The following is a 20,908-nucleotide window of genomic DNA, read 5'->3' on the forward strand; positions in this document are numbered from 1 at the left end:
GGATTCATCCTTTTTTCGTGACGCGACTGTCGGGCGTCTCATCGCGAGTCACCTCGCGGTACCAGAGCTCATGGTGTTTCTTCGCCCAGGCGCGGCTGACCCAGCCATGCAGCATGGCGTTCACCGAGCCCTTGATCCAGATGCCGGCGTAGATGTGCACGATGATGCTTAACACCAGCACAAAGCCCGCCAGTGCGTGCAGCAGCATGGCCATCCGAATGACCGTGATACCAAAGTAAGCGCTGAAATATACGCGCCAGATCACCACACCGCTGAGCAACAGCGCCAGCATGCAGACCAACAAGGTCCAAAACAGCAACTTCTGCCCGGGGTTGTACTTACCGATTGGCGGTACACCCTCCTCCTCATTTCGGATCACCCGACCCACCCGCTTGAGCCACAGCCGGTCGTTGGCGACAAAGAAATTGGCGCGCCAGAAACGGATCACCAGTCCCATAAACAGCAGGAACATCAGGACGCCCATGAACGGGTGCAGGATTCGGGTCCAGGGCCCGCCGCCGAACAGGTTACTGAGCCAGAACAGCGCCGGATGGAACAGTGCCAGCCCCGACAGGCTGGCCATGAAGAACATAATCGCCACCAGCCAATGGTTGGTGCGTTGATTGGTGGTGTAGCGCAGGATTGGTTTGTGGTTCATGGTCTGTCCTCCCCGCGAGAGTCTGGGTTATGCGGATCGTAGGTGTGCACCGCCGGGTCCACCTCGTGCACGCTGGGGTCCTTGCCTGTCAAGTGTTCGTCTTCCTCGACCCGCTGCGGGCCGATGCGCACGTAATGGAAGAATCCAGCCAGCACCGCCGCACCCATCGCCAGCAACGCCAGGGGTTTGCTCACGCCTTTCCAGAGGTCCACGAATGGACTGATTACAGGATCCTTAGGCAAGCCCGCGTAGAGCGAAGGGTCGTCGGCGTGGTGCAGTACGTACATGACGTGAGTACCACCGACCCCGGAAGGATCGTACAGCCCAGCATGCTCGAAGCCCCGAGACTTGAGGTCCACGATACGTTCGGCGGCATGTTCTTTCATGTCCTCTTTGCTGCCGAATACAATCGCGCCAGTCGGGCAGGTCTTGACGCAGGCGGGTTCGAGTCCCACGGCTACCCGGTCCGAACATAGCGTGCATTTATAGGCCTTATGGTCCTTCTGCGAGATGCGTGGAACATCGAAGGGGCAGCCGGTGATGCAATAGCCGCAGCCGATGCAATGGTCCTGGTTGAAGTCGACGATGCCGTTGGCGAGTTTGACGATTGCCCCCGGGCTCGGGCAGGCCTTCAGGCAGCCAGGGTCGGCGCAATGCATGCAGCCGTCCTTGCGGATCAGCCACTCCAGATTACCCGCAGTGTTTTCATGCTCAGTGAAGCGCATCAACGTCCAGGTTTCGGCGCTGAGGTCTTGGGGGTTTTCGTAAGTACCGTGATTGTGGCCGACCTCGTCGCGCAATTCGTTCCATTCCGAACAGGCGACCTGACACGCCTTGCAACCGATGCACTTGGTGGTGTCGATCAGCTTGGCCACTTCCTCTTGCTGGCGTACCGAGGGCGGTACGGTGGTGGTGGCCGAACGGGCAATAATGTCTTGGCTGGCCATCTAGATTTTCTCCACGTTGACCAGGAATGACTTGGATTCCGGGGTCTGGGAATTGCCGTCACCGAGGAACGGAACGAGGGTGTTGGTCAAGTAGCCATGCCGGGTGAGCCCGGTAAACCCCCAGTGCAGCGGGATGCCGACATGGTGCACGGTCTGGTTATTGACCTGCAGCGGACGGATCCGCTTGGTCACGACTGCCACGGCCTCGATATGCCCGCGCTTGGAACTGACCCGCACCCGGTCGCCTGCGACGATGCCCTTTTCCTTGGCCAGGACTTCGCCAATTTCGACAAATTGCTCAGGCTGGGCAATAGCGTTGAGCCGGCAATGCTTGGTCCAGAAGTGAAAGTGCTCGGTCAGCCGGTAACTGGTGGCGGCATAGGGGAAGTCCTTGGCCGTCCCGAGCGAGTCCCAGACCGAATCGAAAATACGAGCGGCCGGATTGCTGGTTGCCTTTTTGTTAGTGGGGTGCAGCGGGTTGATGCCGATAGGCGTCTCGAACGGCTCGTAATGCTCCGGGAACGGCCCTTCAGCCATTTTGTCGACGGCAAAAAAACGCGCCACCCCTTCGGGGTTCATGATAAAGGGGTTCATGCCCGCTTCCGGCGGCACATCGGCTTTGTAATCGGGAACGTCAGTACCCACCCAGGCCTTGCCGTTCCACCACACGAGGCGTTTGTTCTCGGCCCAAGGCTTGCCCTGCGGGTCGGACGAGGCGCGGTTGTAGAGAATGCGTCGGTTCATCGGCCAGGCCCACGCCCAGCCTTGATGCTGCTTCATGCCATAAGGGTCACTGTTGTCGCGGCGGGCCATCTGGTTGCCCTGCTCGGTCCAGCTACCGCAGAAAATCCAGCAGCCCGACGCGGTGCTGCCGTCGTCTTTGAGCTGGGCGAAGCCAGCCAGTTGCTGGCCGCTCTTGATTGCCGAGCCGCTGGCATCGGCGAAGTCGGTGGTGGCTGCGCCGTTGATTTCCTTGGCCAGCTCCTCCGGTGATGGCTCGTCGGTAATCTTGTAAGGCCAGCTCAGTTTGAGGATCGGGTCGGGAAATGCACCGCCGTTGGCCTGATAGCGCTGGCGCAGACGCAGGAACAGCTCGCTCATGATTTTCACGTCGGTACGGGCTTGGCCCGGGCCATCGGCGCCTTTCCAGTGCCATTGCAGCCAGCGGCTGCTGTTGGTCAATGAGCCGTCTTCTTCGGCGAAACAGGTGGTGGGCAACCGAATGACTTCGGTCTGGATGCTGACGGTATTGACGTCATTGTAGGGCCCGACATTGCGCCAGAACTCTGAGGTTTCGGTCGCCAGCGGGTCCATTACCACCAGCCATTTGAGCTTGGCCAACGCTGCGCTTACCCGGTTTTTGTCGGGCAGCGCCGCGATGGGGTTGAAACCTTGGCACACGTAGCCGTTGACCTTGCCCTGGCCCATCATGTCGAACATTTTCAGGATGTCGTAGCCGGGAATGTCGAGTTTAGGCAGCCAGTCGTAGCCCCAGTGGTTTTCTGCCGTGGCGTTGGCCCCATACCAGGACTTCATCAGACTGACGTGGAACTTGCCGTAGTTCTGCCAATAGGACAACTGCCCTGGACGCAGCGGCTTCAGCGCACGCTTGGCTATATAGGTGTCGTAGTCCTGTTCGCCATCGCTCGGCAGTGTCAGGTAACCCGGCAGCGAGTTCGACAACAGCCCCAAATCCGTCAGGCCCTGGATGTTGGAGTGCCCACGCAAGGCATTGACCCCGCCGCCGGGCATACCGACGTTGCCCAGCAACAGTTGCACCATGGCCGCGCTGCGGATCATCTGCGAGCCAACCGAATGCTGTGTCCAGCCCAGGGCATAGAGAATCGTCATGGTCTTGCCGGGTTGCGAGCAGGTGGCGATCTCGGTCCATATCTTGGCCATGGCGTCTTGCGGCATCCCACAGATCTGGCTGACCAGTTCCGGGGTGTAGCGGCTGTAGTGGTGCTTCATCAATTGATAGACGCAGCGCGGGTCTTGCAGGGTCGGATCGACTTTGGCAAAGCCGTCCTCACCGAGTTCGTAACCCCAACTGGATTTATCGGTGTAGGTGCGTTTGGCCGCGTCGTAGCCAGTGAACAATCCGTCTTCGAAGCCGAAGCCCGCTTTCACAATGAACGACACGTCGGTATACGCACGCACGTACTCATGCTGAATCTTGTCTTCAGCGAGCAAGTAGTTGATCAGACCACCCATGAATGCTATGTCAGTGCCGGTACGGATTGGCGCGTAATAGTCGGCCACGGAGGCGGTACGGGTAAACCGTGGATCGACCACGATCAGCCGCGCCTGATTGTGCGCTTTGGCTTCGGTCACCCATTTGAAGCCACACGGGTGCGCTTCGGCAGCATTGCCGCCCATGACCAGGATCAGGTTCGCGTTGGCGATATCGGTCCAGGTATTGGTCATGGCTCCACGGCCGTACGTCGGGGCAAGACTTGCCACCGTCGGACCGTGTCAGACACGCGCCTGGTTATCGAACCCCAGCATGCCAAGGCTGCGAATGACTTTATGGGTCAGGTAACCGGCCTCGTTGGAGGCCGCAGAGGCAGCAAGAAAACCCACTGACAGCCAGCGATTGACCGTCTGGCCCTGAGCGTTCTTCTCGATGAAATTGGCGTCGCGGTCGGCCTTCATCAGGTCGGCGACGCGGTCGAGCGCTTCGTCCCAGGACACCCGGGTCCACTCATCGCTGCCCGCCTTGCGCACCTGCGGGTATTGCAGGCGGCTGGGGCTGTGGATGAAGTCCAGCAGGCCCGCGCCTTTAGGGCACAGGGTGCCGCGATTGACAGGGTGGTCGGCGTCGCCTTCGATGTGGATGATGCTTTGCGCGACGTTCTTGGCCGCATCGCCCAGGCTGTACATGATCACGCCGCAGCCCACCGAACAGTAGGGACAGGTGTTGCGGGTTTCATGGGTGTGGGCCAGTTTGAAGTGTCGCACTTGCTCGGCGAAGGCTGGCTCCGGGGCCATGCCCAGTGCGGCCAGACTTGAGCCGCCAAGTCCTATGGCGGCGACCTTGAAGAACTGACGACGGTTGAGATCCATCGTGTACTCCTGATCAGGTGGAGGACACCCTGGACGTGGCCGAGGTGTCTTGGGCGATCACGGTTGCGCCGACGGAACGACCGCCGACACTAGATACTTTAGTCAATATTGTAAAAAACCATGATTAAACCGGATCGTCGGTGGCATTGACGCATCCCTTGCTCTACCCGTACGGTAAGCCGCTAAAATCACCCGGACTCGCCATCACGGCATCAACCCGAGGAAGTCTGCATGATGCTCTTCCTGCTGCCTCAATCTGATTACGACCCCACCGAATCCAGCGTACCTTGGCAAGCACTGCGCAACGCGGGCATCGACGTACGCTTCGCCACCCCGCAAGGTTTGCCGAGCTATGCGGACCCGCGCTTGGTCGACATTGGTTTTGGCCCACTAAACGCCTTCTTGATGACGCGCAAGACTGACCTCAAGCATTACCACGCCATGATCTCGGATAGTGCGTTCCTCAACCCAATGGCCTACGCCGATGTGGACCCAAGCCAGTTCGAGGGGCTGATGGTTCCCGGCGGCCATGCTGTCGGTATGCGCAGTTTGTTGGAGTCAGAGCACGCGAAACGCATCGTTCTGCACTTTTTCAAAGCAAACAAGCCGATCGCGGCTGTTTGCCACGGTCCGTTGCTGCTCGCCCGTACCCTTGACCCTGACAGTGGTCGTTCGGTATTGCACGGGCGCAAGGTCACTGCCTTGGTGAAAAATATGGAGCTGATGGCGTGGTCGATTACCGCGCCCTGGCTGGGTCGTTACTACCGTACTTACCCGCAGACGGTTGAAGCAGAAATCAAAGGCGCGCTGGCCAGGCCTGACGACTTTTTGCCGGGACCGCTACTACCTTTGCGCGACTCGGCAGCGAATCCGCAACGTGGCTTTGTCGTTCGCGACGGCAATCTGTTGACCGCACGTTGGCCCGGTGACTGTTACCGTTTTGCAGATGAGTGGGTGCAGACCTTGATGCAAGCGCGAGCCCCCGTTTCTGAACCGATAGTTTCTGAACCGATATTAAGGAGTATGGATCGTTGAACACGCCAGAAGCCGTCGGATTTTCATCGGAGCGTTTGAGGCGCATTGATGCTTTCATTCAAGAGAAATACATCGCGACCGGGAAATTGCCCTGTGCCTTGACGCAGGTGTGGCGGCGCGGTCAGTTGGCGCACAGTTCGGTGCTGGGCTCTGCCGACCTTGAACGTAACCTCCCCCTCCAGGCAGACAGCCTGTTCCGCATTTATTCGATGACCAAGCCGATCACGTCGATCGCTTTCATGATGTTGGTAGAAGAGGGAAAGGTTGCTCTGGATGATCCGGTGGACCGCTACATCCCTGCGTGGGCTGACATGGGTGTCTTCAGGGCCGGAGTGACAGGCGCGTTCCAGACCCGACGCCCGGCCAAGCCCATGCGGATAATCGACTTGCTGCGTCATACCTCGGGTCTGACCTATGGCTTTCAACAACGAAGTAACGTCGATGCTGCTTACCGCGAATTGAAGCTGGACGGGGTCAACAGCCTTGGAAGCCTCGACGAAGTCGTCGCTACGCTGGCGACGGTACCGCTGGAGTTTGACCCCGGCGAAGCCTGGAATTACTCCGTCTCGACAGATGTTCTGGGTTATCTGGTGCAGGTCATTTCGGGCCAACCGTTCGACGCGTTTCTGAGGACCCGAATCTTCGAGCCGCTGAACATGATGGCTACCGGCTTCTTCGTGCCGGAAAGCGAGCGCAGTCGCTTCACCGCCTGCTATGCCCTGAATCAGGCTGGAGAGGTGGTGCTTCAGGATGATCCAGCGACCAGTAGCTTTCTAGTTGATCCTTTGGTGAAGTCAGGGGGTGGTGGCCTGGTATCGACTGCCGACGATTACATGCGTTTTTGCCGGATGTTGCTCAATGGCGGTGAATTGGAGGGTGCGCGAATCGTCAGTCCCAAGACGCTCAAGCTGATGACCATGAACCACCTGCCAGGCGGCAAGGAGTTGGTCGAAATGTCCAATTCGCCGTTCAGCGAAACCTTGACCAGCGGGCTGGGTTTTGGGCTGGGTTTCGCGATGACAATCAATCAGGCGCGTACCATGAACATTGGCTCTCAGGGCGAGTACACCTGGGGCGGCATGGCGTCGACTGTTTTTTGGATCGATCCGGTCGAAGACCTGGCCGTGGTGTTCATGACCCAGCTTATCCCCTCGAATGCCTACCCGATCCGACGCGAACTGAGGACACTGGTCTATTCGGCATTGATGGAGTCTGCGGCGTAGCGCCGAAATCCCCTCTGAAATCTCGCGGCTTAACGAAAGTCACGACTGCGCACATCCAGCCCGGTCAGCAGCGGTGTCAGGTCTTGCAGGCGTCGAGCGATCAAATGGCGTACTCCGCCTTCGGACTCCAGACGTCCATAGACCTGCAGCAGTTGCGATTCCACCAGCACCCGGCGTTGGCGCTCGGCAAGGTCACGCCAGACCACCACGTTGATCATCCCGTGTTCATCTTCCAGCGTCACGAAGGTCACGCCGCTGGCGGTTTGCGGACGTTGCCGGCCGATGACCAGGCCGGCTGCGCTGATGCTGCAGCCGTGTTCGATACCGATCAGTTCCTTTGAACTGCGGCAGCGTCGGGTGTTGAGTTGATGGCGCAACAGCGCCAGTGGATGCGGCCCCAGCGTCGTGCCGACGGTGGCGTAATCGGCGTACAGGTCTTCGCCCACTGTCGGCAGCGGCAATGCCACTTGGGGTTCTTCGGTCGCGGACTGATCCGCAAACAACGGCCGTTGCGCTTCGACTCCCGCGACTTCCCAGCGTGCGCGATGCCGATGCCCGAGCAGGCCGCGCAAGGCACCGGCATCGGCCAGTAAAGTCAGCGCCCGGTTATCCAGTTGCGCACGCTGGCTGAGGTCGCTGGCATCGACGAACGCCCGCTGCGCCCTGGCCTTTTCGATCCGCAGCGCATCGTCTTCGCGAAAGCCACGAACCATGCGCAGGCCAAGACGAATGGCCAGGTCGGTGGCGCAGGGCTCCAACGAGCAGTCCCACTCGCTATACCGCACATCCACCGGACGGTTTTCGATCTGATGACGACGCGCATCTTGCAGGAGTTGATCGGGGCTGTAAAAACCCATCGGCCAGCTATTGATCAGGGCACAGGTAAAGGCCGCTGGTTCGTGGCATTTGAGCCAGCAACTGGCGTAGGTCAACAGCGCGAAGCTGGCGGCGTGGGATTCGGGAAAACCGTAACTGCCGAAGCCCTTGATCTGTTCGAAGATATGGTTGGCGAACTCAAGGGTATAACCGTTCTTGAGCATGCCTTGGGTCAAACGCTCTTGATGAGCCTCCAGACCGCCGTGGCGTTTCCAGGCTGCCATGGATCGGCGCAGTTGATCGGCTTCCCCCGGTGTGTAATCGGCGGCCACGACGGCCAGTTGCATGACTTGCTCCTGAAACAAAGGCACGCCCAACGTGCGTTCGAAGACCGCCTCCAGGGCTGCGGAGGGATACGTCACCGGCTCCTCTTTGTTACGTCGGCGCAGGTAGGGATGAACCATGTCGCCTTGAATCGGGCCGGGGCGGACGATGGCGACTTCAATCACCAGATCGTAGAAGTTCGTGGGTTTCAGGCGCGGCAGCATCGCCATCTGCGCCCGGGATTCGATCTGGAACACCCCCACGGTGTCGGCGCGGCTGATCATTTCATAGGTGGGCTTGTCCTCGGAAGGCACCGTGGCCAGGGTCAAGTCGTATCCCCGGTAACGGCGCACCAAATCGAATGTCCTGCGCAATGCGCTGAGCATACCCAGCGCGAGGATGTCGACTTTAAGCAGCCCGACCATGTCCAGATCGTCCTTATCCCACTGGATGATGGTGCGATCAGCCATCGCGGCGTTTTCTACCGGGACCAAGGTGTCCAGCGGCTGTTCGGAGATGACGAAGCCCCCCGGATGTTGCGACAGGTGCCGGGGAAAGCCGATCAGTTCGCCGGTCAGGGTCAAGACCCGACGCAGTACCGGGCTGTCCGGCTCAAAGCCGCATTCACGCAGACGCTCGGGCGGCGGCAGTTTATCGCTCCAACTGCCGAAGCAATCGGCCAGCGCGTTGATTTGATCCGCTGGCAAACCCAGTACCTTGGCCACATCCCGTACCGCGCCAGCACCGTGATAGGTGCTGGCCACGGCAGTGATCGCTGCCCTGCCCCGGCCATAACGCTGGAACACGTACTGCAATACCTCTTCGCGGCGTTCATGCTCGAAATCCACGTCGATATCCGGCGGTTCGTTGCGCTCCCTGGAAATAAAACGTTCGAACAGCATGTTCATGCGCGCGGGGTCGAGCTCAGTGATACCCAAGGCGTAACACACCGCCGAGTTGGCCGCCGAACCCCGGCCCTGGCAAAGGATATCGCGGCTGCAGGCGAACTGGACAATGTCGTGAACCGTCAGGAAGTAACTTTCGTAACCCAGCTCCGCGATCAGGCCCAGCTCGCGTTCGATCAGTTCTCGTGCCTTGTCGGGCGCGCCTTTGGGCCAGCGTTTGCATACACCCTGTTCAGTCATCTGACGTAACCAACGGGTCGCGGTCTGCCCTTTGGGCACCAGTTCATGGGGATATTCATAACGCAGCTGGCCCAGATCAAAGGTACAGCGCTGGGCAATACGCACGGATTCGGCCAACAGCGCTGGCGGATAAAGCTCGGCCAGCATCGCTACTGGCCGCAGATGGCGCTCGCCATTGGCGAACAACCGATGCCCGGCCTCCGCCACCGTGGTGTGATGGCGGATCGCAGTCATGGTGTCTTGCAGTGCGCGCCGGCCACGGGCATGCATGTGCACATCGCCACTGGCCACGAGCGGGATGCTCAATGAGTGTGCCAGCGCCTGAAAACTTCTCAAGCGTTGGCCGTCATCGGGTCCACGGTGCAATTCGACGGCAAGCCACAAACGCTCCGGGAACAGGTTGCGTAACCATCGACCTTGTTCCTGATGGGTGATTGCCTCGCTCAAGGGTTCTGGCAGCCACAGCGCCAGCAATCCAGCCAACGGTTCGCAAAAGTCCTCACGGAGCAGGCGGTATTCGCCTTTCTTCGCTCGGCGTCGCCCCAGGGTAATCAGGCGGCACAACGCCTGATAGCCGCTGAGATTTTCTGCCAGCAGTACGATCTTCGGACCGTCTTCAATCCTCATTTCACTGCCGACGATCATGGGCAACCCCACCTCGCGTGACGCCTGCCAGGCGCGCACTATACCGGCCAGGGTGCATTCGTCAGTGATCGCCAATGTGTGATAACCATGACGTTTGGCGCGTTCGAACAGTTCTCGTGCGCTGGACGCTCCACGTTGAAAGCTGAAGTTGGACAGGCAATGCAATTCGGCATAACCGGCATCGTTGGCCGTCATGCAAACCATCCCTGCAACAGCAGGCTGCCGTCCTCTCCAACCGTGTGATAGGCCCAGCCCCGCTGACCCGAACGGGTTTCGATGCGGTAATAGTCACGCCGCACATCGCCGCCGTCCCACCAGCCGGATTCGATGCGCTCGGGACCCGCAAGGATACGTACGCCAGACTCATGCAGCGGGACAGGCTCGCGCAACAACCAACCGGGGCGTGGAGACAGTTGCAGCGGGTTGCCAGACTTGGCCTCACTGCCCGGTTGCCAGGCACATTCGGGGCGGTAATCGGCATGAGCACGCACGCCATTGATGGCCTCGTCGCCAAGACGCGCCCGCAAGCGCTCACGCAATTGCTCCCAAGGCAACGCTTGCTGCGGGCGCTCGTCGAACAATTCACGGTGTGCCGGGACAAAACGCGGCAGATCGCGGGCCAGCAAGCGCACCGCTCGCACGGGTGAAGGCACTTGAATCTGCTCCAGCCGGCCACGGGTCAATTCGAACAACAGGGCGGCATCGCGCTCGGCGCTGAGCAGCCCGACCGGCACCCGTGTGTCCTTACCCTCAATGTGTTCCAGATGAATAGCAAACTGCTGAACGCCACTGTCGCGCCCGGCGAGAAACGCCGCCAGATCCGAGATCAAGCGCTTGAGCGGGAACAGTAACGCTTGATGGGACTCCACATCGAAGTTCAGCTCAATGCGTAGATCAAAATAATCAGGCGGCTGGTAACAGTCCAACGCCAGGGCACGCTCGCCGAGCAGGACGTCCAGATGCTGCAACACCTGCGCAGGAAAACGCCTGGCCAAGGTATTGCGCGGCAACGCCAGCACTGGGTGCAAGGTGTGCAGGCCCATGCGCGCAAAGGCAGTGGCCACCTCGCGACTCAGGCCGATACGGTCGATGGGCATTTGCTCCAGCACCTCGCGCAAGGTTTCGCGGCACGTCACGGCGAGACCGTCGTGCACGTTAGCCAAGACTCGCGCCGCCGCAGGATTGGGCGCGACCACAATCCGATGACTAAACCCCAGGGCGGTCAATTCTGCGCGCAAACGTGTTTCGAACACGGGCCAGGGACCGAACAGGCTGAGGCTGGACCCGACTTCCATCATCAGTACCCGGGGGTATTTCAAGCTCACCTGGGAACTGAATCGGTAAGCCCAGGCCGCCAATAAACGATGCCAGCGTTCGACTTCCGCCGGATCGTATTCGACCATCGCAAACTGGCGCACCAGCGCGTGTGCTGCCGTGAGCGATTGACCGGGACGCAGACCGAGGGCGCGTGCCGCCGGGTTGACTGTCTGCAGCACACGCCGTTGTGCCGTGCCCGTCAGCAACGCCAAGGGTTCATCGGAATCGGGGCGACGGCGCATGACGCCATCGAGCGCCAATTGCGGCAGAACTACACAGGCCCAGAGCATACGAACCTCACGACCATGATGAAAACGGGATCGGTGCCGACGGTGCCAGACCACCCCGGCACTTGAGCACGCGCAACTGGCGGGGGCGCATATCGATGGCGATACGCAGCGCCGCAGGTGAAGGATTGATCGCCGCTTGCGCGGGTCGGCAGGCGAAGGCCAGGGTCTGGCCGGTTTCGGCGGCCACTTGCAAACGACGCAAGGCGCGGTCATCCACGTGTTTTGGCCAGCACAGCACGGCGCCACAACTGCCTGAGCGCAAACACTGCTCGGTCGCCCACAACGCATCGCGAGCATTGGCATCGACCATCAACAGCCAACGCAGGTCGATACCCGCAGCCTGCCAGGCGTGCGGGTAAGGAATGTAAGGGGGTGCGACCAGAACGATGCGTTCACCCCTGTCAGCCAAACGCGCCAAGGTCGGCCAGAGCAATTGCAACTCACCACAGCCGTCGGCAGCCATCAGGATTTCACTCAATGCCGACGCCGGCCAGCCCCCGGTTGGAAGTACCGCATCCAGTGCCGCATGCCCGGTGGGTTGTGCGCTGACGGGCTGGGCCGCTGGCCGACCTTTCCAGACGCGCCGCTCGTTGAACAGCGCGTCCAGGCTGACGACCGCGCCCATCATCCGCGCCTGACCAAACCACAGAAGACACCTTCGATGGCAAAGTCCTGATCGGGATGAACGATGATCGGCGCATAAGCCGGATTGCGTGGCAACAGACGGAATTCGCCAGGCCGGGTTTCCAGACGCTTGATGGTGACCTCGCCGTCCAGGCGCGCGACGACGATTTGCCCGTCGTTGGCCTCGGCGCTGCGCAGTACACCCACCAGATCACCGTCGAGAATGCCGTCTTCGATCATTGAATCGCCCTGCACTCGCAGCAGGTAATCCGGCGCTCGGGAGAAAATTGCGCGGTCCAGTACCAAGGTGTCGTGCAGACCGATATCCGGACCAATCGGCGCACCCGCCGCAACGCGCCCCAGCACGGGGATTTCCAGCATCTCGGGACGTTGGCGGCTGCCATGGTAATGAGTGACCAGACGAATGCCACGCGCCTGATTCGGTGTCACCTCGATCAGACCGGCCTCGGTCAACGCCAGAATGTGTTTACGCGCCACACTGCGCGAAGCAAAACCAAAGGCCTCAGCGATTTCAGCCAGGCTTGGGGACAGCCCCTGCTGCACGATACGGTCGCGGATGAAGGTCAGGATAGCGGTACGTCGGGGGCTTAATGTGCTCATGGAGTACATTTGTACTCCTTTCGTGATTTCCTGACCAGAGCCTCTTATCGGGCTTGACTGATAGGAGGTGCCGCCCCGTCTTCGACGCCGCGCTGTCGCGCAGCAAACACGGCCTGTGTAGGAGCGCGTATTGGCCGTGTTGGGAAAATTAAGCGACGGTGTGCTGGCGGGTCTGGAAAGACGCTGCCTTGTCTGGCGCGACACGTTTACCGGTCAAGGTCGGGAAGAGTGAATGATGGCTGAACTGTCGTTGGATATTTACGTCGAGCGCAAGACGTTCGCCGCCACTACCGTGTTGCAAAACGTAAGGCTGCAACTGCATGCACGGGAAGTCGTCAGCCTGCTTGGCCCAAGCGGCTGCGGGAAAAGTACCTTGCTGCGAATCTTTGCGGGGCTGGAAAAGGATTTTCAAGGCACGTTGCAGCGCACGGCTGGTGACGTAGCGTTCGTGTTTCAGGAGCCGCGACTGATGCCTTGGCTGACCGTCGAGCAAAATATCGGCTTCAGCGACGACCGACATTACGATAAAGCCTGGGTCGCGCAATTAATTGAAGAAGTTGGCCTCAGCGGCTTTGCTCAGGCCTTGCCCAAAGCGCTGTCCGGCGGCATGGCGCAGCGGGTCGCTATCGCCCGAGGCCTGTACTCCCGGCCACAAACGTTGTTACTCGATGAGCCGTTCAGTGCGGTGGATGCTTTCACCCGCATGAAGCTGCAAGACCTGCTGCTGCAGTTGGCAGAACACCATGCCATTGCCTTGCTCCTGGTTACTCACGATGTCGACGAGGCGCTTTATCTGAGTGATCGAGTCACGGTGATGGACAATCGGCCGAGTAGCATTCGTCAGGAACTGCGTGTCGATATTGACCGTCCCCGAGACAGACGCGACCCCGCCTTGGCATTGCTGAAAGCCCAGGCATTAACCGAGCTGCATTTGGCTCACGTGATCTAACTGCTCAGCGTTCGCTACGACCTGCACCGACACTCATCTCCACCGCTCACGCCATCGGAGGTTGACGAATGCAACGTTTTGGTGTCTTCTGAAACCGATTTCAGAGTCTCCACCTCAGCACCTGCTGATAACCCCTATAACTATAATCAGGGTCCAGGTCGTGAATAGTTTCCCTACTCCTATGCGTCCCCGCGTGACGATGAATGATGTTGCCACACTGGCTAGAGTGTCCAAGGCCAGCGTATCGCGCTTCATTGGCGAAGATCGGCAACTGCTTTCGGACGCCATCGCACTGCGTATCGAACACGCCATCGACACCCTCGGTTATCGCCCCAATCAAATGGCGCGCGGGCTCAAGCGTGGTCGTACCCGCCTGATCGGCATGTTGGTCGCTGATATCCGTAACCCCTATTCAGTGGCGGTCATGCACGGCGTCGAAACCGCCTGCCGCCTGCATGGCTACAGCCTGGTGGTGTGCAACACTGATCGGGACGACGAGCAGGAACGCGTGCACCTGGCAGCGCTGCGCTCCTACAACATCGAAGGCCTGATTGTGAATACGCTAGGCCATCATCTGGATGAACTGCGCCAATTGCATCAAGAACTACCGATGGTGCTGGTCGATCGCAAGGTCGAACAGCTGCGCAGCGATCTGGTCGGATTGAACAATGCTGACGCGGTGCGGCAAGCCATCGATCACCTTGATGAGCGCGGCTATCGTGACATCCTGTTGGTCAGTGAACAGCAGGACGGCACCAGTTCTCGTCTCGAACGTGTAGCCGCGTTCAATAGCCTGATCGCCGAGCGCACGCATCTGCGAGGACAGGTTCTGGAAACCAGCGATCTGCTTGGCTCACAATTGCAGGCTTTTCTCGCCGCGCCCGGCCCTGGGCCCAAAGCGTTGTTCACCGGGAATGGCATAGCGACCCTGATCTGCACACGCTTGCTGCGTGAACTGGGCTGCCAGTTGTTCGATGATATAGGTCTGATCGCGCTCGATGAGCTGGACTGGTATCCCTTGGTGGGAAGCGGTATTACCTCACTCGCCCAACCCACCCATGACATCGGCGTCACCGCGTTCGAATGCCTGCTCAACCGCTTGCGCGGCGACCAGGAGCCGCCACGGTTGTTCGATTTTCCGGCGAAGCTGATCGTGCGTGGTTCGACCCGACCCCGATCCTGACACCCTCCTCTTGAATGGCTGGCACCACAGCCGTGATGGCTGCTCTTTTTGCATCAAAATGAAACCGGTTTCAGAGGATGATAATAATGAACCTTTACCCTGTATCCATCAGCCTTTCCAGCTACGGTGCCGACCTGGTCCGTGAGCGTGGCCAGGCCAGCTTTATTCCGTTGCTGGCCAGTGCCGGCGCTTCGCGCATTGAGTTGCGCGAAGAGTTGTTTACCGTAGAAAACCACGAGGCGTTGTCGCTGGCCATCGAGTCACAGGGCCTGGAGTGTTTGTACTCATCACCGCTGGAGCTGTGGAGTGAAGGCCAGACTCAACCGAACGCCAAACTTGAGGCCACGCTGCTGCGGGCTGCGGCCTGCGGTGCGATGTGGCTCAAAGTATCCCTTGGCCAGTTCAACCAAAACTGTGACATGAGCGCGCTTGCCAGTTGTCTGACGCGGCATGCGGTGCGTTTGCTGATCGAGAATGACCAGACCGTTCAGGGTGGCCGGATTGAGCCGCTGAGCCGCTTCTTCGCCCGCGTCCAGGCGTTGGGTTTGCCGGTGGGTATGACCTTCGATATCGGCAATTGGCAATGGCAGGAGCAATCGGCGATCAGCGCGGCCAAGCAATTGGGCCGTTATGTCGAGTACGTGCACTGCAAGGCGGTGGCACGCAATGCCCAGGGCAAGCTGATTGCAACGCCACCAGGGCTGAGCGACCTTCATCTGTGGGAACAGCTGTTGCGCCAGATCATGCCAGGGGTGCCGCGCGCCATTGAATACCCGCTGCAAGGTGATGATTTGCTGGCACTCAGTCAACAACACATCAGCACCCTCGCCCACCTCGGTCAGCCACGGGAGGCGCTCAGCCATGCGTAAGATCGACATCCTTTCGTTCGGTGAAACCATGGCGATGTTCGTCGCCGAACACCCTGGCGAGCTGGCGCAGGTCAGTCACTTTGAAAAACACATCGCGGGTGCCGACAGCAATGTCGCTATCGGCTTGGCGCGACTTGGCTTCAACGTTGCGTGGCTGAGTCGAGTCGGCGATGACTCGCTGGGGCGCTTCGTGATCGACAGCCTGCAACGCGAAGGCGTGGACTGCCGGCATGTGGCCGTCGATCCGGCGTATCCCACGGGTTTTCAGCTCAAGTCCCGCGAACTCGACGGCAGCGACCCCCGTGTGGAGTATTTTCGCCGCGGTTCGGCGGCCAGTCGCTTGTCGGTGGCCGACGTCAGTCCTGAATTGCTAAGCGCTCGTCATCTGCACGCCACAGGTATTCCGGCGGCGTTGTCGCTCAATGCCCGGGAGCTGTCCTGGCACCTGATGACGGCCATGCGTGAGGCGGGGCGCAGCGTGTCGTTCGACCCCAACTTGCGTCCGTCGCTATGGTCAAACCAGACGCAGATGATCAGTGAAATCAACCGCCTTGCCGTGCTTGCTCACTGGGTCATGCCGGGGCTGGCCGAAGGCGCGTTGCTCACCGGCTACGAAGACCCGGACGACATTGCCGCATTCTATCTGGACCAAGGTGTTGAAGCGGTGGTGATCAAGCTCGGTGCCAAGGGCGCGTATTACCGCACCCATCTGGATCAAGGGTTTATCGCGGGGGTGCCGGTCACCCACGTGGTCGATACCGTGGGTGCCGGAGATGGTTTTGCCGTCGGCGTGATCAGTGCGCTGTTGGAAAACCAGGGCTTTGCCCAAGCGGTGGCTCGCGGCAACTGGATCGGCAGCCGCGCCGTACAAAGCCGAGGTGACATGGAGGGCTTGCCGTTGCGTGCGCAGCTGCTTGCAGCGTTACCCATCGATGAGCAACGACGACAACCCGCCTGACTGTTTCATCCGAATGACACACCCGTTACCTGCTGCGACAAAAACAACAAGATCAGGAGCATCGATATGGAAAAGGCACTCGACATGACAAAGCGGCTCATCAACCGTCGCTGGCTGTACATCATGCCCATCGTTTTTATCACCTACAGCCTGGCCTACCTGGACCGCGCCAATTATGGATTCGCCGCCGCCGCGGGGATGGCTGAGGACTTGCACATCACACCGGGCCTGTCCTCATTGCTGGGCGCGCTGTTTTTCCTCGGTTACTTCTTCTTTCAGGTGCCGGGCGCGATCTATGCGCAGAAGAACAGTGTCAAAAAACTGATTTTCGTCAGCCTGATCCTATGGGGTGGGTTGGCGACGCTGACCGGGATAGTCTCCAACGCCTACATGCTGATCGGCATCCGCTTCATGTTGGGTGTGGTCGAAGCAGCGGTTATGCCCGCGATGCTGGTCTATCTGTGCCATTGGTTCACCCGTGCCGAACGCTCCCGGGCCAATACCTTCCTGATCCTCGGCAACCCGGTGACCATGCTCTGGATGTCCGTGGTGTCAGGCTATCTGGTGTCGCACTTTAGCTGGCGCTGGATGTTCATCATCGAAGGCCTGCCCGCAATCATCTGGGCGTTTATCTGGTGGCGGCTGGCCGATGAAAAACCGACACAGGCCACCTGGATGAGCGAAGAAGACAAAATCGACCTGCAAAGGACGCTGGATGCCGAGCAGGTAGGGATCAAACCGGTGAAGAACTACGCCGAAGCCTTCCGTTCACCCAAGGTGATCATCCTGGCGCTGCAGTTCTTCTGCTGGAGCATTGGTGTCTACGGCTTTGTGCTGTGGCTGCCGTCGATCCTCAAACAAGGTGCCCACCTGAACATGGTCGAGGCGGGTTGGTTGTCTGCGTTGCCCTATCTGGCCGCCGTGATCGCCATGCTGGCAGTGTCCTGGGGGTCTGACCGAATCCAGCGCCGCAAGCGCTTTGTCTGGCCGCCACTGCTGGTCGCCGCCCTGGCGTTCTATGGTTCCTATGCGTTGGGCAGCGAGCATTTCTGGTGGTCTTACTCCCTGCTGGTGCTGGCCGGGGCCTGCATGTATGCGCCTTACGGGCCGTTTTTTGCGATTGTTCCGGAGATCCTGCCGTCCAACGTTGCCGGTGGTGCGATGGCGTTGATCAATAGCATGGGTGCGCTGGGTTCTTTTGCCGGGTCGTATCTGGTCGGCTACCTCAATGGCGTCACGGGCAATCCCGGCGCGTCCTACTTGTTGATGAGCGGTGCGCTGTTGGTTTCGGTGGTACTGACGCTCTTTCTCAATCCACGCAACGATTCAATTCCCGCGCGTACTCCACGTCGCCTGCGCCGAGTCGCGGTGCACCATTGATCACTCAGGGTGAATACAATGAAAAAACAAGTCGTTTTGTATAAAAAGCTATCGCCAACGTTGATGAGCCGCTTGCAACAGCATACGGATGTCACGTTGATCGACGAACCGAACCGCGATGGCCTGGCGCGCTTGCGTGCCGCCCTGCCCCACGCCCATGGTTTGCTCGGGGCCAGCCTAAAACTGGATGCGCCGTTGCTGGATCTGGCGCCGCACCTTGAGGCGGTGTCGAGCGTCTCGGTGGGCGTCGATAACTATGATCTGGACTACCTTGATCGGCGCGGCATTCTATTGAGCAACACCCCCGACGTACTGACCGAAACCACGGCCGACACCGGTTTTGCGTTGATCCTTGCCACCGCACGGCGGGTGGTCGAGTTGGCCAATATGGTCCGCGCCGGGCAGTGGAAGAGCAGCCTCGGCCCGCTGCATTTTGGCAACGATGTGCATGGCAAAACCCTGGGTATTATCGGCATGGGCCGGATTGGTGAAGCGCTGGCACAACGCGGGCATTTTGGGTTTGGCATGCCCGTGCTGTATCACAGCCACTCGCCCAAGCCCGCCGTGGAGGCGCGTTTCAATGCGGGTTATCGAAGCCTTGAGGCACTGTTGCAGGAAGCTGACTTCATCTGCCTGACCTTACCGCTGACCGCCGAAACCCAAGGTTTGATCGGTGCCAGGCAGTTCGCGTTGATGCGTCCGCAGAGTATTTTCATCAACATTTCGCGAGGCAAGGTGGTCGATGAGTCGGCCCTGATTGACGCCTTGCAAAAGCACCAGATCCGCGCCGCGGGGCTGGATGTGTTCGAGCGCGAGCCGCTGGCCCATAACTCGCCGTTGCTGCACCTGAACAACGTGGTCGCCACCCCGCACATGGGTTCGGCAACCCACGAAACCCGCGAAGCCATGGCGCAATGCGCCGTCGATAACCTGCTGAGTGCGTTGGCGGGAGAGCGACCGGTGAATCTGGTGAATCCCAAGGCGTGGGGGGTGCGGGTGTCAGGTTGACCGCTTTGGTCCATTCGCGAATAAATTCGCACACACAGGCTGTGTGAAATGCCTGACACACCGCCTGGTGCTTAAATCACAAACCGCGCCACCATCGCGCTCAGGTCTACCGCCAGGCGTGACAATTCATGACTGGCAACGCTGGTCTGATTGGCGCCGGCAGCGGATTGGGTGGACAGGTCGCGGATGTTCACCAGATTACGATCCACCTCGCGAGATACCTGGGCCTGCTCTTCAGACGCGCTGGCAATGACGAGATTGCGCTCGTTGATTTTTGAAATAGCCGCCGTGATCTGTTCCAGCGCCACGCCTGCCGATCGAGCCAATTCCAGGGTGGTTTGTGTGCGGTTGGTGCTCAACTGCATCGACTGCACCGCTTCACCGGTACCGTTTTGAATGCCCGCGACCATTTGCTCGATCTCTTGTGTCGACTGCGCGGTGCGATGAGCTAACGCGCGCACTTCATCTGCGACCACAGCAAACCCTCTGCCAGCCTCGCCAGCACGTGCTGCTTCGATCGCCGCGTTCAAGGCCAACAAGTTGGTCTGTTCGGCGATGGAGCGAATAACGTCCAGCACTTTGCCAATATCACGACCTTGCACCGCCAGGCCTTCGACCAGCGTCGACGTGGTTTGCACGTCCTTAGTCATGGCCTGAATGGCCGAAACAGTCTCGACCACCCGATCACGCCCCTCACGCGCGGCCTGGTTGGATTGTTGCGACTCTTCGGAAGTGGACACTGCGTTACGCGCGACCTCTTCCACTGCAGCGGTCATTTCGTTGACTGCGGTGGCCGCCTGTTCGATTTCATTGTTCTGCTTTTGCAGACCGCTGGACGCTACTTCGGTGGCCACACTCAGCTCTTCCGCTGCGTAAGCCAACTGTGTAGCCGAGCCGGAGATCTGCTCGATAGTTTTGCGCAGGTTCTGCCGCATGACCGCGAGTGCTTCGAGCAGACGTGCCGGTTCGTCTTTGCCATCGACCTGGATGAGTTTGGTCAGATCGCCGCCCGAGATGTCTTGCGCGGCACGTAGCGCAAGGGCCAGTGGCGTGACAATACTGCGAATAAGCAGCCAGGCGAGTAGAACCGTGAGCAATACAGCACTTGCTGCCACGCCAATGATCATTATATTGGCGTTTTCATATTGATCCCCGGCAATTTTTGACGCGTCAGCTGCGCCCTTTTTGTTAATGGCAACCAGTTGCCTGAGTTGATCGCCCATTCGGTCTGAATCGGGCTTCATGCGCGAGTTGATCACGTTACGCATGTCTTCGACTTTATTTTGGCGTGACAGCTCAAGCATCTGGGTTTGAGCGCTCAGGTAACTTTCAAATGTGGCACTGAATGTTTTATAGACCTGCGCTTCTTCTGTGGTTGCCGGCAACGCAGCATAGCTGGCTCTTGCCTGTTGTACCTTGCCAAGCAGTTCCCGGATGCGCCTATCGCTTTCCTCCAGTTCTGCCGGTTCACGGTTGACCATCACGCGGAAAGAAAGAATACGCAAACGCAGGACATTCTCGGTCACGTCGCCTAGAAAGCCGACGCTTGGAAGCATGTGGGCGTCCACCTCGGTGGCAGCCTGGCGGATGATGGACATACGATTCAGGGCAAAGATACCCAAGCCAACAACCAGCAAGGCGATAAATGCAAAACCGAGAAAGGCGCGCGGCGCAATATTCATGTTTCTTAGCGACATGGAATGGCTCTCATCAGGTAGGGAACTGCAAACGTTCATGTAATCGGGCAGTGTGGTGAATGCGTACCCCCGTTGCCAGGTTTACGTACTTAATACCTATATCGGCAAAACTTCAGGTTTTACTTGTCCTGATGCGAAATATATTTAGGGATC

16 protein-coding genes and 1 pseudogene are annotated in these 20,908 nt (G+C 59.4%); 9 read left to right on the forward strand and 8 right to left on the reverse strand.

Translation table 11 applies throughout. The features are described 5' to 3' along the window. Positions 1-4 precede the first annotated feature (4 nt). From AC1ME2_RS00250 to fdnG, 3 genes are read right to left on the reverse strand one after another with little or no spacing between them, the layout of a single operon-like run. Positions 5-658, reverse strand: a complete 654-nt coding sequence (locus AC1ME2_RS00250) for a formate dehydrogenase subunit gamma (RefSeq protein WP_480438566.1) — start codon at positions 656-658, stop codon at positions 5-7. Then, complete coding sequence (fdxH, locus tag AC1ME2_RS00255) at positions 655-1,605, reverse strand: formate dehydrogenase subunit beta (protein WP_480438567.1); 951 nt, start codon at positions 1,603-1,605, stop codon at positions 655-657. The genes AC1ME2_RS00250 and fdxH overlap by 4 nt, the downstream gene beginning before the upstream one ends. Next, positions 1,606-4,671, reverse strand: coding sequence for a formate dehydrogenase-N subunit alpha (gene fdnG / locus AC1ME2_RS00260; RefSeq protein ID WP_480438568.1), 3,066 nt, complete (start codon positions 4,669-4,671; stop codon positions 1,606-1,608). It abuts the gene before it with no gap. A gap of 231 nt (positions 4,672-4,902) precedes the next feature. Between fdnG and AC1ME2_RS00265 the strand changes: the two genes are divergently transcribed. Then, positions 4,903-5,706, forward strand: coding sequence for a DJ-1/PfpI family protein (locus AC1ME2_RS00265; RefSeq protein WP_480438569.1), 804 nt, complete (start codon positions 4,903-4,905; stop codon positions 5,704-5,706). Beyond that, positions 5,703-6,929: a serine hydrolase domain-containing protein gene (locus AC1ME2_RS00270; RefSeq protein WP_480438570.1), complete on the forward strand. Its 1,227-nt coding sequence runs from the start codon at positions 5,703-5,705 to the stop codon at positions 6,927-6,929. The genes AC1ME2_RS00265 and AC1ME2_RS00270 overlap by 4 nt, the downstream gene beginning before the upstream one ends. Positions 6,930-6,958: 29 nt before the next feature. On the opposite strand, the gene AC1ME2_RS00275 is transcribed toward AC1ME2_RS00270, so the two are convergent. The 4 genes from AC1ME2_RS00275 to lexA are packed head-to-tail and all read right to left on the reverse strand — an operon-like array spanning position 6,959 to position 12,720. Further along, positions 6,959-10,063, reverse strand: coding sequence for an error-prone DNA polymerase (locus tag AC1ME2_RS00275; protein ID WP_480438572.1), 3,105 nt, complete (start codon positions 10,061-10,063; stop codon positions 6,959-6,961). Next, on the reverse strand, positions 10,051-11,466 hold the full coding sequence (locus tag AC1ME2_RS00280) for a Y-family DNA polymerase (protein WP_480438573.1): 1,416 nt from the start codon (positions 11,464-11,466) through the stop codon (positions 10,051-10,053). The genes AC1ME2_RS00275 and AC1ME2_RS00280 overlap by 13 nt, the downstream gene beginning before the upstream one ends. A gap of 7 nt (positions 11,467-11,473) precedes the next feature. Next, positions 11,474-12,091 (reverse strand): translesion DNA synthesis-associated protein ImuA, encoded by a 618-nt coding sequence (imuA, locus tag AC1ME2_RS00285; protein WP_480438575.1) that lies wholly within the window; start codon positions 12,089-12,091, stop codon positions 11,474-11,476. Next, positions 12,091-12,720, reverse strand: a complete 630-nt coding sequence (lexA, locus tag AC1ME2_RS00290; protein ID WP_480438577.1) for a transcriptional repressor LexA — start codon at positions 12,718-12,720, stop codon at positions 12,091-12,093. Before lexA ends, imuA begins: the two co-directional genes overlap by 1 nt. A 118-nt stretch (positions 12,721-12,838) precedes the next feature. Here lexA and AC1ME2_RS00295 point away from each other — a divergent pair. The 7 genes and pseudogenes from AC1ME2_RS00295 to AC1ME2_RS00325 all read left to right on the forward strand — a co-directional run. Continuing rightward, positions 12,839-12,943: pseudogene (locus tag AC1ME2_RS00295) on the forward strand (ABC transporter permease); the annotation flags it as partial. Positions 12,944-12,946: 3 nt separating this feature from the next. Further along, positions 12,947-13,660 carry an ABC transporter ATP-binding protein gene (locus AC1ME2_RS00300; protein WP_480442384.1) on the forward strand — a complete coding sequence of 238 codons (714 nt, stop codon included), beginning with the start codon at positions 12,947-12,949 and terminating at the stop codon, positions 13,658-13,660. A 181-nt stretch (positions 13,661-13,841) separates the two neighbouring features. Then, the gene (locus AC1ME2_RS00305; RefSeq protein WP_480442386.1) at positions 13,842-14,843 is read left to right on the forward strand and encodes a LacI family DNA-binding transcriptional regulator; all 1,002 of its coding nucleotides are present in this window, start codon (positions 13,842-13,844) and stop codon (positions 14,841-14,843) included. A gap of 86 nt (positions 14,844-14,929) precedes the next feature. Beyond that, positions 14,930-15,712, forward strand: a complete 783-nt coding sequence (locus AC1ME2_RS00310; protein WP_480438578.1) for a sugar phosphate isomerase/epimerase family protein — start codon at positions 14,930-14,932, stop codon at positions 15,710-15,712. Further along, positions 15,705-16,670, forward strand: a complete 966-nt coding sequence (locus AC1ME2_RS00315) for a sugar kinase (RefSeq protein WP_480438580.1) — start codon at positions 15,705-15,707, stop codon at positions 16,668-16,670. The genes AC1ME2_RS00310 and AC1ME2_RS00315 overlap by 8 nt, the downstream gene beginning before the upstream one ends. Positions 16,671-16,754: 84 nt before the next feature. Then, the gene (locus tag AC1ME2_RS00320; protein ID WP_480442388.1) at positions 16,755-18,050 is read left to right on the forward strand and encodes an MFS transporter; all 1,296 of its coding nucleotides are present in this window, start codon (positions 16,755-16,757) and stop codon (positions 18,048-18,050) included. An 18-nt stretch (positions 18,051-18,068) separates the two neighbouring features. Beyond that, the gene (locus AC1ME2_RS00325) at positions 18,069-19,058 is read left to right on the forward strand and encodes a 2-hydroxyacid dehydrogenase (protein ID WP_480438581.1); all 990 of its coding nucleotides are present in this window, start codon (positions 18,069-18,071) and stop codon (positions 19,056-19,058) included. Between the two features lie 71 nt (positions 19,059-19,129). Here the strand turns inward: AC1ME2_RS00325 and AC1ME2_RS00330 are convergent, their stop codons facing one another. Beyond that, the gene (locus AC1ME2_RS00330; protein WP_480438583.1) at positions 19,130-20,755 is read right to left on the reverse strand and encodes a methyl-accepting chemotaxis protein; all 1,626 of its coding nucleotides are present in this window, start codon (positions 20,753-20,755) and stop codon (positions 19,130-19,132) included. Positions 20,756-20,908: the final 153 nt, after the last annotated feature.

The sequence above is a fragment of the Pseudomonas sp. ASL9 genome (genome assembly GCF_056680335.1).

Excerpts from the sequence above, each read along its gene's own strand:
- lexA (WP_480438577.1), bottom strand. The coding sequence starts at position 12,720 with ATGTACTCCATGAGCACATTAAGCCCCCGACGTACCGCTATCCTGACC.
- AC1ME2_RS00300 (WP_480442384.1), top strand. The coding sequence starts at position 12,947 with ATGGCTGAACTGTCGTTGGATATTTACGTCGAGCGCAAGACGTTCGCC.
- fdxH (WP_480438567.1), bottom strand. The coding sequence starts at position 1,605 with ATGGCCAGCCAAGACATTATTGCCCGTTCGGCCACCACCACCGTACCG.
- AC1ME2_RS00330 (WP_480438583.1), bottom strand. The coding sequence starts at position 20,755 with ATGTCGCTAAGAAACATGAATATTGCGCCGCGCGCCTTTCTCGGTTTT.
- AC1ME2_RS00265 (WP_480438569.1), top strand. The coding sequence starts at position 4,903 with ATGATGCTCTTCCTGCTGCCTCAATCTGATTACGACCCCACCGAATCC.
- AC1ME2_RS00325 (WP_480438581.1), top strand. The coding sequence starts at position 18,069 with ATGAAAAAACAAGTCGTTTTGTATAAAAAGCTATCGCCAACGTTGATG.
- AC1ME2_RS00250 (WP_480438566.1), bottom strand. The coding sequence starts at position 658 with ATGAACCACAAACCAATCCTGCGCTACACCACCAATCAACGCACCAAC.
- AC1ME2_RS00275 (WP_480438572.1), bottom strand. The coding sequence starts at position 10,063 with ATGGTTTGCATGACGGCCAACGATGCCGGTTATGCCGAATTGCATTGC.
- AC1ME2_RS00320 (WP_480442388.1), top strand. The coding sequence starts at position 16,755 with ATGACAAAGCGGCTCATCAACCGTCGCTGGCTGTACATCATGCCCATC.
- AC1ME2_RS00305 (WP_480442386.1), top strand. The coding sequence starts at position 13,842 with ATGCGTCCCCGCGTGACGATGAATGATGTTGCCACACTGGCTAGAGTG.
- imuA (WP_480438575.1), bottom strand. The coding sequence starts at position 12,091 with ATGGGCGCGGTCGTCAGCCTGGACGCGCTGTTCAACGAGCGGCGCGTC.
- AC1ME2_RS00280 (WP_480438573.1), bottom strand. The coding sequence starts at position 11,466 with ATGCTCTGGGCCTGTGTAGTTCTGCCGCAATTGGCGCTCGATGGCGTC.
- AC1ME2_RS00315 (WP_480438580.1), top strand. The coding sequence starts at position 15,705 with ATGCGTAAGATCGACATCCTTTCGTTCGGTGAAACCATGGCGATGTTC.
- AC1ME2_RS00310 (WP_480438578.1), top strand. The coding sequence starts at position 14,930 with ATGAACCTTTACCCTGTATCCATCAGCCTTTCCAGCTACGGTGCCGAC.